This is a genomic window from Curtobacterium sp. BNK-1 (assembly GCF_048685235.1).
In the GTDB taxonomy this organism is placed as follows: Bacteria; Pseudomonadota; Gammaproteobacteria; order Enterobacterales; family Enterobacteriaceae; genus Pantoea; species Pantoea agglomerans.
Genome location: NZ_JBLQTJ010000001.1, coordinates 3,881,604 through 3,898,417 on the forward strand (window position 1 = coordinate 3,881,604; position 16,814 = coordinate 3,898,417).

At 54.5% G+C, this 16,814-nt stretch carries 14 protein-coding genes and 1 tRNA gene; 8 read left to right on the forward strand and 7 right to left on the reverse strand.

Annotated elements, in window-relative coordinates:
• The first annotated feature begins 33 nt into the window (after positions 1–33).
• The 3 genes from ACMGGP_RS18350 (at position 34) to ACMGGP_RS18360 (ending at position 3,455) form a co-directional block, all read left to right on the forward strand.
• Positions 34–1,374 (forward strand): aspartate aminotransferase family protein, encoded by a 1,341-nt coding sequence (locus tag ACMGGP_RS18350; protein WP_033780831.1) that lies wholly within the window; start codon positions 34–36, stop codon positions 1,372–1,374.
• 282 nt (positions 1,375–1,656) lie between these two features.
• Positions 1,657–2,274 carry a superoxide dismutase [Mn] gene (gene sodA / locus ACMGGP_RS18355; protein WP_008926407.1) on the forward strand — a complete coding sequence of 206 codons (618 nt, stop codon included), beginning with the start codon at positions 1,657–1,659 and terminating at the stop codon, positions 2,272–2,274.
• 212 nt (positions 2,275–2,486) lie between these two features.
• Entirely contained in the window at positions 2,487–3,455 is a 969-nt protein-coding gene (locus tag ACMGGP_RS18360) for a VirK/YbjX family protein (protein WP_022624830.1), read from the forward strand.
• Between the two features lie 8 nt (positions 3,456–3,463).
• Here ACMGGP_RS18360 and ACMGGP_RS18365 read toward each other — a convergent pair whose 3' ends face one another.
• The 6 genes from ACMGGP_RS18365 to ACMGGP_RS18390 all read right to left on the reverse strand — a co-directional run bounded on the left by ACMGGP_RS18365 (position 3,464) and on the right by ACMGGP_RS18390 (position 10,704).
• Positions 3,464–3,826, reverse strand: a complete 363-nt coding sequence (locus ACMGGP_RS18365; protein WP_003848030.1) for a YibL family ribosome-associated protein — start codon at positions 3,824–3,826, stop codon at positions 3,464–3,466.
• Positions 3,827–3,929: 103 nt separating this feature from the next.
• Entirely contained in the window at positions 3,930–4,532 is a 603-nt protein-coding gene (gene mtlR, locus ACMGGP_RS18370) for a mannitol operon repressor MtlR (RefSeq protein WP_498798691.1), read from the reverse strand.
• Positions 4,533–4,539: 7 nt separating this feature from the next.
• Entirely contained in the window at positions 4,540–5,688 is a 1,149-nt protein-coding gene (mtlD, locus tag ACMGGP_RS18375; protein WP_010257450.1) for a mannitol-1-phosphate 5-dehydrogenase, read from the reverse strand.
• A 96-nt stretch (positions 5,689–5,784) separates the two neighbouring features.
• Positions 5,785–7,719, reverse strand: a complete 1,935-nt coding sequence (locus ACMGGP_RS18380) for a PTS mannitol transporter subunit IICBA (RefSeq protein WP_010671638.1) — start codon at positions 7,717–7,719, stop codon at positions 5,785–5,787.
• Positions 7,720–8,151: 432 nt separating this feature from the next.
• Positions 8,152–8,868, reverse strand: a complete 717-nt coding sequence (locus tag ACMGGP_RS18385) for a DUF3053 domain-containing protein (protein ID WP_010671639.1) — start codon at positions 8,866–8,868, stop codon at positions 8,152–8,154.
• A gap of 237 nt (positions 8,869–9,105) precedes the next feature.
• On the reverse strand, positions 9,106–10,704 hold the full coding sequence (locus tag ACMGGP_RS18390; RefSeq protein WP_498798692.1) for a gamma-glutamyltransferase family protein: 1,599 nt from the start codon (positions 10,702–10,704) through the stop codon (positions 9,106–9,108).
• 734 nt (positions 10,705–11,438) lie between these two features.
• Between ACMGGP_RS18390 and ACMGGP_RS18395 the strand changes: the two genes are divergently transcribed.
• The gene (locus tag ACMGGP_RS18395) at positions 11,439–11,735 is read left to right on the forward strand and encodes an HTH-type transcriptional regulator (protein WP_010257438.1); all 297 of its coding nucleotides are present in this window, start codon (positions 11,439–11,441) and stop codon (positions 11,733–11,735) included.
• Positions 11,736–11,776: 41 nt separating this feature from the next.
• Here ACMGGP_RS18395 and ACMGGP_RS18400 read toward each other — a convergent pair whose 3' ends face one another.
• Complete coding sequence (locus ACMGGP_RS18400; RefSeq protein ID WP_498798693.1) at positions 11,777–12,370, reverse strand: HD domain-containing protein; 594 nt, start codon at positions 12,368–12,370, stop codon at positions 11,777–11,779.
• 98 nt (positions 12,371–12,468) lie between these two features.
• Here ACMGGP_RS18400 and ACMGGP_RS18405 point away from each other — a divergent pair, with 98 nt between their 5' ends.
• The 4 genes from ACMGGP_RS18405 (at position 12,469) to ACMGGP_RS18420 (ending at position 15,636) form a co-directional block, all read left to right on the forward strand.
• Positions 12,469–12,897, forward strand: a complete 429-nt coding sequence (locus ACMGGP_RS18405; protein ID WP_250489460.1) for a MarR family winged helix-turn-helix transcriptional regulator — start codon at positions 12,469–12,471, stop codon at positions 12,895–12,897.
• A gap of 95 nt (positions 12,898–12,992) precedes the next feature.
• Complete coding sequence (locus ACMGGP_RS18410) at positions 12,993–13,421, forward strand: organic hydroperoxide resistance protein (RefSeq protein ID WP_010257431.1); 429 nt, start codon at positions 12,993–12,995, stop codon at positions 13,419–13,421.
• Positions 13,422–13,742: 321 nt separating this feature from the next.
• The gene (gene eptB, locus ACMGGP_RS18415; protein WP_010257429.1) at positions 13,743–15,434 is read left to right on the forward strand and encodes a kdo(2)-lipid A phosphoethanolamine 7''-transferase; all 1,692 of its coding nucleotides are present in this window, start codon (positions 13,743–13,745) and stop codon (positions 15,432–15,434) included.
• A gap of 125 nt (positions 15,435–15,559) precedes the next feature.
• Positions 15,560–15,636 (forward strand) — tRNA-Pro (locus tag ACMGGP_RS18420).
• The last annotated feature ends 1,178 nt before the right edge of the window (positions 15,637–16,814 follow it).

A 16,814-nucleotide genomic window follows, 5' to 3' on the forward strand; every position in this document is an offset into this window, starting at 1 on the left:
TCTTCCTCCTTCATCCTTGTAACGGGAGTCATTATGGCCACGCGTTCCACCATTATGGATACCAACAGTTTCCGTGCCGAACATGCCGATGCGCTCGACAGCGAGACGCGCAAACTGACCGATAAACGCAGCAAAGTGCTTGGCGAATCTTATCGCCTGTTCTATCGCAAACCGGTGCATCTGGTGCGGGGTGAAGGGCAATATCTGTGGGATGCGGCGGGCGATAAATATCTCGACGTCTACAACAACGTGGCGAGCATCGGGCACTGCCATCCGGCCGTGACTGAGGCGGTGACGCAGCAGATGAAAATGCTGAATACCCACACCCGTTACCTGCATGAAAATATTCTGGACTACAGCGAAGCGCTGCTGGCGACCACGCCCCCGGCGATCGATCGCGCGATGTATATGTGCACCGGATCGGAAGCTAACGACCTGGCGATTCGCGTGGCGCGCGCCTTTAGCGGCGGCAGCGGGATTATTGTCAGTAAAGAGGCCTATCACGGCACCAGTGAGCTGACATCCGGCGCTTCTCCGGCGCTGGGCAGTGGACAGCCGCTGGCGCCCACCACGCGGCTGGTGATGCCACCGGATGCGTATCGTGTGGACGCGCCTGACCTGGGCGACTGGTTCGCTGGCCAGATTCAGCAGCAGATTGATGATATGGCGGCGCACGGCATTAAATTTGCCGGCTTCCTGGCGGACTCAATCTTCTCCTCAGACGGCGTGTTGCCCGATCCGCGCGGCTTCCTGAAAAAAGCGGTCGAGGTGGTGCATGCCAACGGCGGCATCTTTATTGCCGATGAAGTGCAGCCTGGTTTTGGCCGTACCGGCGACGCATTCTGGGGCTTTGGCCGCCACGATGTGGTGCCTGACATCATTACCACCGGCAAGCCAATGGGCAACGGCATTCCGGTTTCCGGCCTGCTGGCAAAAAGTGAAGTGCTGGCCGCCTTCAGCGACTCAATTCCCTACTTCAATACCTTTGGTGGTAACCCGGTCGCGATGGCGGCGGCGCAGGCGGTACTGAAAGTGATCACCGAAGAGGGGTTACAGGAACACAGCCGCGTGGTCGGCGCGAAGCTGCTGGCGGAGCTGCGAACCCTGATGGATCGCTATGAGTGCGTGGGGGATGTGCGCGGTGCCGGACTGTTTATCGGTTTTGAGCTGGTCACCGATCGTCACAGCAAAACGCCGGACAAAACGCTGGCGCTGGATTTAATCGAGAAGCTGCGTGAACATCGCGTGCTGACCTCGGTCGCCGGCCCGTATGGGAATGTGCTGAAACTGCGTCCGCCACTGGCGTTCCAGGAAGGGGATATCGACTGGCTGGTCGGCGCGCTCGACAGCGGGCTGCGCGAACTGGGCAGGTAACGCGCAGGGCAGGGCAGATGCGGCGTTCGGGCGGGATGAGTGCCTGCTGGTGGTGCTGGCAGAGTGCTTCGCTCTCCCTGTCTGATAAAGCTGAAAAGGCGGAGTCAGCAGCAGCATGCTGTAAAAACAACGGGTTGCTTTTGCCAGATTTCTCAAATCCTTATGGTTAATAGGGCATTGATTACCCTTTTACGCTACATGAATTTAACTATAATGATTCGACTGCTTACGCGGCACGTCCCGAATTCGTCGTGCTGCTCAAACTAAATGGAGAGGAAGAACATGAGTTATTCACTGCCATCCCTGCCTTACGCATACGACGCACTGGAACCGCATTTCGACAAGCAGACGATGGAAATCCATCACACCAAACATCACCAGACCTACGTGAACAACGCTAACGCGGCGCTGGAAGGCACTGAATTTGCCAATCTGCCGGTAGAAGAGCTGATCACCAAACTGGATCAGCTGCCAGCAGACAAAAAAGGCCCACTGCGTAATAACGCAGGCGGCCACGCTAACCACAGCCTGTTCTGGAAAGGCCTGAAAACCGGCACCACGCTGCAGGGCGACCTGAAAGCGGCTATCGAGAAAGATTTCGGTAGCGTGGAAAAATTCCAGGAAGAGTTCGAGAAAGCGGCTGCGACCCGTTTCGGCTCAGGCTGGGCGTGGCTGGTTAAAAAAGGCGACAAACTGGCTGTGGTATCTACCGCAAACCAGGACAACCCGCTGATGGGTGAAGCGGTTGCTGGCGTTTCTGGCTTCCCAATCATCGGTCTGGACGTGTGGGAACACGCCTACTACCTGAAGTATCAGAACAAACGTCCTGACTACATCAAAGCATTCTGGAACGTGGTCAACTGGGACGAAGCAGCAGCCCGCTTCGCAGCTGCCCAGTAAGTTAACCCAGTGTTAACGTGATAACGATAAACCGGTGGAATTTATTTCGCCGGTTTTTTTTATCTTTAAATTCTGTCGTCCCAGATTAAACCAAAAATAAACGGATCTCGCTTTTTAACCGCCGCGCTTTTAACCTTCTGCCACATTAACACGCCGTTGATACTCGTTGTCTTATGCTCAGTGACATTCCTGCTCACTGTGTGTCGATGACTATGTCAATTATAACTACTCACGAAACTACGACCGATTCTTCTGCATCGCTTTTTTTTCAGTTAATTAGCGGAAAATACGTTCCGAATAAACTCTGGATAAGTAAACGTTTCCGGCTGAAATTTGTGTTAAGAACCTTAATATCACCGCTGACTACGCTGCGTTATCTGGATGAGCTGTCGCATTTACCGCAACTCCCTCTGTTGATGAGTACTCAGGGATTGCTGCCAGCCAAGCTGCACCGGCCCTATCTGCGCTCAGGGTTGAGCATTGCTGCGCGCGCGCAGGCGATACTTGATCATTACAGCCTGATGAATAATCTGGAAAACCCTGCGCTGCGTCAGCTGCTGCAAAGCGCCACGGATAATCCGCTGGCCACGCTGACCGGTAAAAATGGCGAATCCTTTTTACTTTCCTGCAGCTCCGGTTATTTCGATCGGGAAGGGGAAGTGACGCTGGTATTACGTTATAACGACGAAATTATTGCTTCACTTTCATTTTCAATTCTCAATGAAAATAACCAGCGCACATTATTAATTGGCGGATTACAGGGTCCGCGAAAACACATCAATAATGAGGTGATCCGCGAGGCGACCAAAGCGGCGCAGGGTCTCTTTCCGAAACGCCTGTTAATGGAAGCGGTATTTATTGTGGCGAAGCAGTGCGGTGTGGAGAATATTCTGGCGGTAGGCGATGAGACTCATGTCTTCCGCAGCCTGCGTTATCGCCACAGCAAGGGGGATAAGTTCTTTGCCAGCTACAGTGAATTCTGGCTGTCGCTGAGTGGCGAGGCGCGCAGGGATGGGATGTTTATCCTGCCGCTGAGCCTGCCGCGCAAAACGCTGGAGGAGATTGCCAGTAAGAAGCGGGCTGAGTATCGTCGCCGCTATGAACTGCTGGATGCGCTGGCGGAGCAGGTCTATGCCGCCGCCGGCGAACGCAAAGCCGATGTCGATCAGGCTGCTGCCTGATCGACCCGTCAGAATGCGGTTTTGGCGAAGCCGGTCATTGCTGTCAGCCCCATCTCACGTCCCAGCGCGGTCATTGGATGCACCACGACCAGGCCGCGCACGCTTTTCTTCAGCGCGCCCAGATTTGCCTGCTCTTTCTTAGTAATTTCGCGGCTGAAGCCCATTTTTTGCAGCTTCTGCGCCTCGGCACTGAGTTTTTCAACCCGCTGACCGCGCAGACGCTCAATCTCAATGACCAGCGCTTCTTTCTCTTTCAGCAACGCGCCCAGTTTCTCGACATCACCCGATTCCAGTAACTGCGGCTCTTTGCGGTTCAATGCGTCCAGCTTATCGCTGAGAAGTTTGATTTCGTTCTTTTCTTGCTCTTTCATGACAACAACTCGTTGAGGAAAACAGGCCAAGGATACACCAAATCTGGCGCATATTCCCGCTCAGGTTAAGACGAAAAAGGCGCCGTGATGGCGCCTGACAGGATTAGCTGCCGGACTTTTTAAACGCCTGCTTCATACTGATGCGGGCGATCAGCTCGGTTAGCGACAGGACCATGGTGGATCGCACCATCTGCAGATAGCGCTGCTGCTGCATGCTGCGCAGCTCTGCATCTTCGGTGTGAAACACCGGTGCGGGCGGCCAGGCGGTGACGCAGTGCAGTTCACCAAACGGGCCAAGGATCTCGTCGTCGGTAAAACGATAATCACCGCTGTCGTGATTCAGCTCTTCGCGCAGCGCCAGCAGCAGTTCACCATCTTCATATTCGTGCCGGCTGATAACGCCAAGACCGTAAATCAGCTTCAGACGAACCGAGAGTTCGCCCAAAGGACCATCGCCCAGCAGCAGCGGTTCTACGGCATATTTCACCGCGTAGTCATCTTTACGGAACACCTGCAGCACCAGCAGATTGACGGCTTCAGCCAATAGCTCAACGGCGGCGATCAGAAAGCTTCTCACCGAACGACCGGCGTTCAGGCGCTCAAGCACCCGGTTTTCAAAAGCCTGCTTCTCTTCCATTATTGCCTGCATGGGTTCAATACCGCCGTTGGGCGCAGGCGAACTGCGCCCGGCTTGCGTCACTAACACGCGCGCATTATGCCATAGCGTGCCAGGCGCTCACCACAGAAGCCACCACTTCGCTGTCAGCATCCAGACCTGAAACCTCAGCCAGCGTCGCCTGTGGGCCTTTTTCTGCCAGCAGCGTGGCCAGCTCCTGCGCCTGTGGGTCCTGGTCGCTGCGATAGTGCATCGCGGCGGCAATGCCCTGCACCAGGCTGGCGTGCGGTAAACCATACTCCAGCGTGCCCAGCGTCGGCTTGATCAGGCGATCGCCCGCGCTGAGTTTACGCAGCGGCTGACGACCCACACGCTCAACATCATCTTTCAGATAAGGGTTTTCAAAACGGCCCAGTATTTTCTGGATGTAGGCCGCATGTTTATCCGCCTCAAAACCGTAGCGCTTAATCAGCACCGCACCGCTCTCTTCCATCGCCCCTTTCACCACGGCCCGGATTTTTTCATCGAGGATGGCGTCACGAATGGTCTGGTGACCGGCCAGCTGGCCAAGATAGGCGGTAATCGCGTGACCGGTGTTCAGTGTGAAGAGTTTACGCTCAACAAATGCCATCAGGTTATCGGTCAGTTCCATACCCGGAATCGCAGGCAGGTCGCCTTTAAACTGAGTTTTATCGACGATCCATTCGCTGAAGGTTTCAACGGTCACTTCCAGCGGATCGGTGCTGCCCGCTTCAGACGGTGGCACGATGCGATCGACAGCGGAATCCACAAAGCCGACATGCTGCTCAAGCCAGGCGTGATACTGCTCCGGCAGCGCCTTCAGCACATGCTGTTTCAGCTGGCTGGTGCCGCGCACCATATTCTCACAGGCGATAATATTTAGCGGGCGGGTATTGCCGTTGTCGCTGCGTTTTGCCAGGCCTTTAGCCACACTGCCGGCAATACGCTCCAGAATCTGCGGGCCCACGGCGGTGGTAACGAGATCGACTTCAGAAACCAGGGTGATGATCTCATCGCTGGTGCTGTTTACCGCGCTGACGCCTTTAACGGTTTCTGTTTTGGCCTGCTCGCCAACCACATGAACGGGATACTCATGACGCGCGTTCAGTGCATCCAGCACCGTCTGATTCACATCAGCAAAAACCAGTTCGATACCTGCATCAGCCAGTAACTTGCCGATAAAGCCGCGACCAATGTTTCCTGCTCCGAAATGTAACGCTTTCATAATTTTTGACCCATATCAAATGACGATGGGGCGGGCAAACCCGCCCCAGGAAATCGGGACGGGCATGACCGCCCCAGGGAAAATAATTGCTATAAATTACGCGATTGCAGGCTTACCTGACAGCAGATCCAGCACTTCCTGCACGCTGGTGGTGTTCGCCAGCTTCTCAATCACGCTGTCATCATCCAGCGCATTGGTCAGGCTGGTGATCACCTGGATGTGCTCGTTGTTACGGGCAGCAATACCAATCACCAGGCGCGCCACATCCTCCGGCTCTTCACCGAACAGGACGCCTGCCGGATACTGACAGAACACCACGCCGGTTTTCAGCACGCGATCTTTCGCTTCGACGGTACCGTGCGGCACGGCAATCGACTCACCGAGATAGGTCGGCGTCAGTTTTTCACGCGCCAGCATCGCCTCAACGTATTCAGGCTCAACGTAACCGCCTTTCACCAGCTGTTCACCCGCAAAGCGAATCGCCTGCTCTTTGTTACTGGCGGTCAGGCCGAGGAAGACGTTATCCGCACCCAGTTTAAACAGGTGTGCGTTGCCTTCATCGTAGCTGTCAGAGAGCGCGGTATTCACCGTTTGACGATGCACGTCGCTGCGGTTAGCCGCCACCAGACGCTCGGTCAGAGTGCTGTAGAGCGCGCTGTCGAGGAAGTTGTTCAGCGAGATATGCTGCGCATGCGGAGCCTGGCGGATGGCGCGTTCAGTCAGATCACGATGGGTAATCACCAGATCGACATCACCCGGCAGGGCGTTGATCGCGGTATTGGTCACCGACACATTGCTCAGCCCGGCGTCCTGCACTTTCTTACGCAGTACGCCTGCACCCATCGCGCTGGAACCCATACCGGCATCACAGGCGACGATGATTTTACGCACGTGATGCAGTTCAACGCTCATGGCATCGCTGGCGACTGGGGCACCCGCGCCGCTCTGGCCTTTAGACTGCGCTTTCATCTCATGCATGCGCTGGGTCGCGGCTTCGATATCGTCATCTTCTTTGACTTTGCTGGTTTTCAGCAGGATAGCGGACACCACGAAGGAGACGGCGAAGGCCGCAGCGATAGCGGCGATGTTCGCGAAGTAGGCCCCTTTTGGCGTCATTGCCAGCACCGCCAGGATTGAACCCGGTGAGGCAGGAGAGACCAGGCCACCGTTCAGCACCGTCAGCGTGAAGACGCCGGTCATACCGCCAAGGATAACCGCCAGCAGCAGGCGAGGAGCCATCAGCACATACGGGAAGTAGATCTCATGAATGCCGCCAAGGAAGTGGATGATTGCCGCACCGCCCGCAGACTGTTTAGCACTGCCACGACCAAAGAACATATAGGCCATCAGCACGCCCATACCCGGACCCGGGTTGGCTTCGATCAGGAAGAAAATGGATTTGCCGGCTTCACTAGCCTGCTGGATACCGAGCGGCGAGAAGATACCGTGGTTAATGGCGTTGTTCAGGAACAGGATTTTCGCGGGTTCGACGAAGATCGAAGTCAGTGGCAGCAGGTTGTTCTGCACCATCAGATTCACGCCCGCGGCGAGAATGTGTGACAGACCTTCTACCAGCGGACCGATCGCCAGGAACGCCAGCAGTGCCAGTATCATCCCGATAATACCGGCCGAGAAGTTGTTGACCAGCATCTCGAAGCCGCTTTTGATTTTGCCGTCAATCGCCCGGTCAAACGACTTGATTGCCCAACCGCCCAGCGGACCGGCAATCATCGCACCGAGGAACATCGGCATATCCGCACCGACAATCACACCCATGGTGGTAATGGCACCGACCACGCCGCCGCGATCGCCGCCCACCAGACGCCCACCGGTGAAACCGATCAGCAGTGGCAGCAGGTAGGTGATCATCGGGCCAACCAGTTTGGCCAGCGTTTCGTTAGGGATCCAGCCAGTTGGAATAAACAGTGCGGTGATGATACCCCAGGCGATAAACGCCCCGATGTTTGGCATCACCATATTACTCAGAAAGCGACCAAAGCTTTGTACTTTGACCTTCACTGATGAGGACATAAACCCACCCCTTATTGAGACGCGCTGCAATAGGAGAGCGCGCTTGTTTTTGTTTAGCCACCCCGACCCAAAGCCGGTGGTATTACTGTATGCACGCGGACTCTATCACGCGAATTTGACGCTGCGTAGCGTGCGGGGTAAGTGTGATCTACATCACTGATTAAGGGTGGTGGCAGGGGTGATTAGCGTGATTTTGATCACACTTTAAGGCGTAGCTCAGGCTCAGTTGGCTGATTTTTAGACGGGGTGGCCGGTTATCTGTGAGGTGAATCACACTTGTTTGACGTTGATTTGTTATATATCTGTGACTTAGATCACAAACTATTTTTGGTCGAAAATGCGCCAGATCACACTTCATTCAGCGGGTGATTGGGTGGGAGGAGAAAAGAGAGTGGGACGGGCAGACGATTAGCGCCTGCCCGTAAAGCGGGTTTACTGCAGACCACCCTGGACGGCAGCCTGTGCCTGAGGAAGCGCCTGCGAATTGGCGGATAAAGTGCTCATCAGCGCGTTATATTGCGAAGCCTGATCCTGAGTCGGGAACTGTACGCCGCCATCATTGAAGCTGACACGGGTTCCCTGCGTTTGCAGGAAATCGCCGGTCTGCACTGCACCCTGACTCAGCGCCTGGAGTTTTGGCAGCAGAGGAATCAGCTGATTGGCAGGCACCGTCACTACTTTGTTATAGGCGGTGTCGTAGACTTTTTTCAGGTCATCCGGCTGCTTCAGGGTCGCCTTGCTGCTGTCCGCCTGCATTTTGGCGCTTTCAATCTGCTGGGTGACGATCACCAGTGCGCTGGTCGCCTGACGCAGGGAATCACGACGGCTGAGGTAATCCTGCGGAACGCGAATAGCAGAAAGCTCATCCACCACCGGACGCATACCCTGTTCAACCGCTTTGTTCGCCTGCTGCGAGAAGCCATACATAATGGCGTAATCGCTGGCGAAGTTGCCAAAGCTCTGCTTTTGGTTTTCGCTGAGGCTGGGCAGATGCTCGCCGCTGCGCATCACAGTGTTCTGGAGAAAATCGATAAATGCTTTGCGCTGCTCGCCTTCTTTATCACCGCATGCGGTGAGTTGCAGCACGATCAGCGCGCCAGCGAGCATAATGCCGCCACGTGCCATAAGGCGTGTAAGTCCTGAAGCCATAGGGTCAACTCCTGTCGGTGATACTGTCAGATGTCCAGGTAGGAATGGCCTAAAGAATAGAACAAACCCGAGCCACGGCACAACGTGAAACCACCTGTGAAACAGATGCTTTCTGAAACGCCGGTTACAGAATGGGACCGCCTGCGCCTCACGGCGTGCTGCATTCCCTGCCATTGCAGGCTTCAGCGCGCAGAGATGAAGGAGCGGTTGAGCAGCCTGACACTCACTGCCGCGACCTTAAAACACCACCGCCTGACCATCTTTGCGACTCTCACTGGCCGCAATGTAGAAGCCCTGCGGATCGCGCACTATCGCCTGCGCGCCACCAAAATTGTAATTACTCAGGGGATCTTCCAGTACCACGTTGTGGCCCATACGGCGCAGTGTGCTCAGGGTATTGCGATCGAGGGTTGATTCAAACACCACCTCGCGTCCCTGCACCACGCGCCAGCGCGGCGCATCAATCGCGGCCTGCGGATTCTGCTGGTGCAGCATAATGCGCAGCGCCAGCTGGAGGTGTCCCTGCGCCTGCATCGGGCCGCCCATCACGCCAAACGCCATCAGCGGCTGGCCCTGCTGATCCCGCGCAAAGGCCGGGATAATGGTATGAAACGGCCGCTTACCGCCCGCCACGACGTTGGGATGGTCTGGATCGAGTGAAAAGCCCGCGCCCCGGTTCTGCAGGCTGATGCCGGTATCGGGTACCACCACGCCGGAGCCAAATCCCATGTAGTTAGACTGAATGAATGAGACCATCATGCCGCTGGCATCACCGGCGGCGACATACACTGTGCCGCTTTGCTGAGGTGATCCAAAGCGGAAATCTCCCGCCTTGTCAGGATCAACTAACGCTGCCCGCTGGCGGATATAGTCGTTGCTGAGCAGGTGTTCCGCCGGAAATTCGAGGTGATCTTCATCGGTGACATAACGGTCCAGATCAACCAGCGCCAGTTTCATCGCCTCGATGGAGAGATGCAGCCACTGCGGCGAATCCGGTGCATAGCGGTTGATTTCCCACTCTTCCAGAATGCCAAGTGCAATTAAGGTCGCAATGCCCTGACCATTCGGCGGCAGCTCCTGCACCGATCCTCCGGCAAACGGACGCGACAGCAGGGTAACCCAGTCGGCACGATGGTTTTTCAAATCCTCCAGCGTCAGGGCTGCGCCATGCTCACGGGCGAAGGCTGTCATCTTCTGCGCCAGTGCGCCGCGGTAAAAGCTTTCGCCCTGAGTCTCAGCGATTTCCTGCAAGGTGCGGGCCTGAGCCGGATTGCGGAACAGCTCGCCAGCACGGGGCGGACGACCCTGCGGCGCAAAGCAGTCGCTAAAGCCAGGTTGATCCCGCAGCTTGTCATAGCCGCGCTGCCACAGCTGACCAATCAGCGGTGAAACCGGAAAACCGTCGAGCGCATAGTCAATTGCCGGTTGTGCGAGGGTGGTCAGCGGTAAGGTGCCAAAGCGCTGTGCCAGTGTGACCCATGCCGAGACGGCCCCTGGCACGGTGACGGATTCCCAGCCGGTTTCAGGCATCGCACTAAAATCGGCAAAGCGTTCGGGATGCCAGGCGGCTGGCGATCGGCCTGAGGCGTTTAACCCATGCAGCTCGCTGCCATCCCAGACAATGGCAAACGCATCGCTGCCGATGCCGTTTCCGGTTGGCTCCAGCACGGTTAAGGCGATGGCGGTGGCGATAGCCGCATCCACGGCGTTTCCACCCTGTTGCAGCATCCGTAAACCCGCCTGCGCCGCCAGCGGTTGAGAGGTTGCGACGGCATTACGACCCATCATCGGTACACGATGAGAAGGGTATCCGACGTTAAAATCTGTTTCACGCATCGCTTTTCCTTACAGAGGTCAGGTATAGGTTTGGCCTGTCGTCAGTGCGTTATCACGGGGCTGCACTTTTACCGCGCATCAGGTCGATAGTTGCCGGGTAACTGCACCGGCATGAGGCGTCAGCCGTTTCGTTAAGATGACTGTTGATTAATCTGGCGACAGAGCGCCGTTAAGAATAAAAGATTTACCCGCTCTGCACTGTGAGCCGCCGCGCGCCAGGCCTCAGGCCCTAACCAGGACTATTCTTAATTTAATAAGAACAGTGAATATATGTGTTCAGGAAGTAAACCATTGGCGTATATTTTGCACTCACTACCTGAAGAGGTGTATTGCCTCACAGAAATGAGAATATGCCAGCAAAAAGCTTGATGGCATCCACATAAATAGCAAACACCATTTGATTTTTTTGCCCACACCGAAGGCACAAAACTCAACTGCCTCAGCGGGTTAGGGGTGCTGGAACTTTTCCGGCAAACCATAGTTAAAAAAATAATTATAAATTGCGCGGCAAATAGTCAGGTCTCTATCCATACTTAGTCTCCCGGCATTTGTTGCATTGACCTGACATCTTTAAAGCAGTGCACCGCAGGCTGTGTCCCGTAATGGTTTCTCTCATAACAAAAATAAACCCTTGCGGGATCCAGCCTGAAACAGGCCCGGTTTCAGAGTCCTGACTTCAGGCTCGTACCTCTCTACTTTCACGTGCTTCATAGCGAGTTTTTAAGGAGTTCTCTATGGAATTAAAAGACCCGATGTTTGAATTGCTCAGCAGCCTTGAGCAGATTGTTTTGACACGTGATGATCGTGCCGCCGAGTTACTTATTCAGCGTCAGCAACCCGCCCAGCCAGAGCCGCAGCGTCTGCGTGAAATGACCGGCATGCAGGTTGATGAGTTTGCAAAAGTAATGGGCGTGAGCGTTTCTTCCGTGAAAAGCTGGGAAGCCCGGCGTACCCGTCCTTCCGCGACGGCGCAGAAATTGATGAAGTTATTACATGCCAATCCCTATCTGGGACGGCAGTTGCTTGAATAAACTGATATCACGAAAAGAACCCGCCGCTGGCGGGTTTTTTATTAGCATAATTCGCTGTATTTAGCCGCCTGTCTGGCAAACCAGCTCTCCGGCACGCTATAGGGCGGCTCCCGCAACTGTGCGAGTCCGCTTTCAATAATCATTGAAGCCTGCTGCCATAACTGCGCATCTCCCTGCTTCAGCAACTCAATCTGTATCTGCTTTTCAACCAGGTAGACCCGCGCAAAGTCGGGATCGAAACGCACAATCGCGCGTGTGTTATCGATGATGTCAGCCAGTTTGATGGTTTGTGCCTCAGGACTGGCGCTGGCTGTATGGCGGAAGTGCGCCAGTTTACGGGCCGTGCGATTTTTTGCCCCAGCGGGTGCGCTGTTGGTCAGCATCTCTACCAGGCTTGCCACGCGCGTACCAAAGTGGGTTTCGATATCGCTCTGTGTGGTTGCGGTATCTTCCACGGTATCGTGCAGCCAGGCTGCCGCTAACAACGCGTCGTCATGGCTGACGCTGCGCACCAGTTCCACCACCGCTGCCGGATGAACAATATAAGGCTCATCGGTATATTTGCGGCGCTGACCGGCACTGGCATGTGCCTCGGTGGCGAAGCGACGCGCCTGTTCTTCCAGTAAATCCTGCATGCCTTTCCCCCTGACAAAAAGTTTGCTTGCAATTATCTAGCGCGCTATCTATATTATTAACCATGAACTGTGATCAAGATGACAAAAAAGTGAAAACGATGCCACTGTTGGTCGATCAGCACCTCTGCTTTGCGCTTTATTCTGCCAACCTGGCGATGAATAAAGTCTATCGTCAGTTGCTGAGCCAGCTCGACATCACCTATCCTCAATATCTGGTCATGCTGGTGTTGTGGCAGAAAGATGATGTCACGGTGTCAGAGATTGGCGAGCAGCTTTTTTTAGACTCGGCAACATTAACGCCACTTCTGAAGCGACTGGAAAGTGCAGGCCTGATTAACCGGCAGCGAACCCGTCAGGATGAACGCCAGGTTGCGGTGACGCTGACCGAAGCCGGGCAGGCGTTACGGGCCAGGGCTGAAGCCATTCCTGAAGCGGTCAAGTGTGCCACAGCCTGTGATGATGACGCTTTGCTGGCGCTGAAATTACAGCTGGATGGGTTGCGAGATAACCTGAATAAGTCACGATAAATATTGCTGACGGGTGCGCGGCACCCGTTAAACCTCACCGCCTGATTACGGCTGTATAAGTAGTGGGCGATTAAATAGCGTAATGGAGAAATGTCATGTCTTTAGAACAAGTGGTTTACCGCGCCAAAGCCAAAGCAACCGGTGGTCGTGATGGTCGTGCAACCTCTTCTGACGGTGTACTGGACGTGAAACTGGGCGTGCCAAAAGAGATGGGCGGTGCAGGCGGCGAAGTGACTAACCCGGAGCAGCTGTTTGCTGCGGGCTATTCTGCCTGCTTCCTGGGCGCGATGAAGTTTGTGGCAGGCCGTGACAAAATCACCATGCCAAAAGACGCCTGGATCGAAGGTGAAGTGGGTATCGGCCCTATCCCTGATGGTTTTGGTATTGAAGCGACCCTGAACATTCATCTGCCAGAGATGGATGAAGCAGAAGCGCAGAAGCTGGTTGATGCGGCACACATCGTTTGTCCTTACTCAAACGCCACCCGCAACAACATCGATGTCACGCTGAACATTATTCGCTAAGCGTGCTGCGGGCCTGAAATTATCAGGCCCGCACTTTTTTTCCTCTGTCATTTTCACTCTCCTGCTGCTGTCTGCAACAGCCCACCCGGCCGTTCCTGTTCGATGTGTACAAAAAATGTGCTAATCAGGTCGACAACGATTATTTTCTGGTCTATCAAACGCGACCATGTTTTACTGAGCCACCTCGCGTTATAGCCTGTAAATCCGTTCAGAATTTTCCTTCATCTTGTCCGGTCCGCTTATTCAGCGAACTCTGCCGCGTTTCGGCAGTCACATAAAAGATTTGGTCAAGCGCTTCACACCGGAGAAACACCTTTTTTCATGAATTACATTAAAACCCTGACTCAGCAGAAGTTATCGCTCTTGCTGGCGCTCTATCTCGGTATCTTATTGAATTTGCCGATTTTCTATCGTCGTTTTGACGGTTTTCTCAGGCACTCTACGGTTACGAACTGGCTGACTGCCGTCACCGAGGTAGTGGCCATTGTGGTGCTGACTTTCTTCCTGATGCGTCTGCTGTCGCTGGGAGGAAAGTGGTTTTATCGCGTGCTGGCCACGCTGATTGTGCTGATTTCGGTTGCCGCCGCCTATTACATGGCGTTTTTTAACGTGGTGATCGGCTACGGCATTGTGGCTTCGGTGATGACGACTGACACCGATCTCTCTAAAGAGGTGATTGGTTACCATTTCATCCTGTGGATGGTGCTGGTCAGCGCGCTGCCACTGCTGATGATCTGGCGCAATAAGCTGAGCATGACGCTGAATGAACAGCTGCGTACGCCGGGACAGCGCCTGAAACCCACCCTGATCATGCTGCTCTGCGTGGCACTGGTCTGGCTGCCGATTCGTTTTTTCGACAAGCTGCAGAAGCATAACGAAGAGATCACCAACATCGATCTGCCGAGTTACGGCGGTGTGGTGGCGCACTCTTATCTTCCTTCGAACTGGCTGGCGGCTGTGGGCCTGTTTGCCTGGACCCGTGTGGATGAGTCGCTGAACAGCCAGGAACTGCTGGATCCGGCGAAGAAGTTTACCTACGTCGCGCCTGCCGGGCTGGACGACACCTATGTGGTGTTTGTGATTGGCGAAACCACGCGCTGGGATCACATGGGGATGCTGGGTTATGAGCGTGACACGACGCCAAAGCTGTCGAAAGAGAAGAACCTGGTGGCGTTCCGGGGCGAGTCCTGTGATACCGCGACTAAGTTGTCACTGCGCTGCATGTTCGTGCGCGAAGGCGGCACTATGGATAATCCGGGGCGTACGCTGAAAGAGCAGAATGTGTTTGCGGTGATGAAAGAGCTGGGCTTCACCTCTGAGCTATTTGCGATGCAGAGCGAAGTCTGGTTCTACGACAACATCAATGCCAACAATTTTGCCTTCCGTGAGCAGATCGGTTCAGAGAAGCGTAATCAGGGCAAAGCGGTGGATGACATGCTGCTGGTGCCGGAGATGAAAGCGTCACTGGATCGTTTCCCGAAAGGTAAGCATCTGATTGTGTTGCACACCAAAGGTTCGCACTACCTCTATTCACAGCGTTATCCGCGCAGCTTCGCGAAATATCAGCCGGAGTGTATGGGCGTGGATGAGACCTGCAGCAAAGCGCAGTTGATCAACGCTTATGACAACTCGGTGCTGTATGTCGATAGCATGCTGGATAGCGTGCTGGATCAGCTGCGTGATAAGAAGGCGATTGTCTTCTATGCCGCCGACCATGGTGAGTCGATTAGCGAGAATATGCATCTGCACGGCACGCCGCGTGAGATGGCTCCGCCTGAGCAGTTCCGGGTGCCGATGATGGTCTGGGCGTCAGATAAGTATCTGGAAGACAGTCAGAACCGCAGCAACTTTGAGCGTCTGCAGGCGCAGCAGCGTGTGGGCCGGACCCATCGCCACGTTGAGTTGTTCGATACCATCCTGGGCTGTCTGGGTTACACCTCGCCAGATGGCGGCATTAACCCGGCCAACAACTGGTGTCAGGCACCGGGTAATGGTCAGGCTAAACCGCTGTAATAGTGGTCGAAAAGTGTAAAGCAGGCGGCTGATTCCCGGTAACCGCGTGCTTTCCAGGCGATTGGCGGCAAAAGCATAAAAAGCGGTTGACGCTGATCGGGGGTAGCAGTAACATGCGCCCCCATCGGCGAGTAGCGCAGCTTGGTAGCGCAACTGGTTTGGGACCAGTGGGTCGGAGGTTCGAATCCTCTCTCGCCGACCATATTTAAGAAACCTGTCTGAAAAGACAGGTTTTTTTTCGTCTGAAGAAAAGTGGATGAAAGGTACGGATTTACCGTTGAGCGGGCTTCAGGGAGCATACGTCTGGCAGACGCATCAGGTACTTACAGAAGCATCTCAGACAGCTGACAGATCCAAACCAGAGTGACGCTGACAGCAATCAACAATCTTAAGGCGAAGGGAACAGGGGCAGAGGAGGAAAGCGTCCCACGCCATGGACGGCGTGGGCCGAGCGTCCATGGATGGTTTAAGCGCCTTTCCGATCTGACCGTGTTCCCGAAGCAGTCTCGATCTGACCGCTAAGCATTCACATTATTACCGCTGAGTGGGCTTCAGGGAGCATACGCCTTCCGCAAAGACGCAAAAACGCCATCCCTGGCAGGCTCAACGCAGGCGATTACGCACCTCATCCCTGAGGTGAGCCCGTAGCCGGGCCAACGCTTTGCGTTGTTCAAAAACGCTCCCGGCGTTTTTATCCGGGCGGCGCGATGCTTTGCTACAGGCGTATGCTCCCTTCGCTTCACGTCTGGCAGACGCATCAGGTACTTATTTGGGAGCCTCAGACGGCTGACAGATCCAAACCTCAGCTGTCACCTTCCAGAAAGTTCCAGTAAACCCCATCCACCGCGCATTCCGTTTACCAGCCGTTGTTATCATCACTTACCCGCTGGCAGGCCTTGCCATATAAGAGATGCGATCATAATTCGCGACACATTCTTCTTATGACCGAAAGCGGCAACATGCTGATTTCTTATGCTTCTTTACCAGCATATTCCGCTGGATGAACGTCATAACGCACGGTGAATCGTTCAGTTATTCAACATTTGCCGGTAAAAGTTTTAAGTTTTTTAGCGGTGAGAATCACTAGCGATAGAACAACCATCCAGCACAATGCACGGAAATCAGACCAGCAGCGCTGTGCATTGTATGGCTTTTAGGCCGAAAGGGTTTTTATTACCGTTGCATGCTATCCCTCACACTCTGTGTAAATAAGTAACCGTTGTATTGACGTTCTTTGCAACTGTTGACAAATTGATGCGTCAATAAACGCACAGTTACGGAATTTTCTGAATGCACCATCTGCATAAGAAAAAACAAAAAAAACGTAGCGTGCTTTAACCACCTGTTCGGTGGTACGCCTGAACCGCATAAAAAAATCAG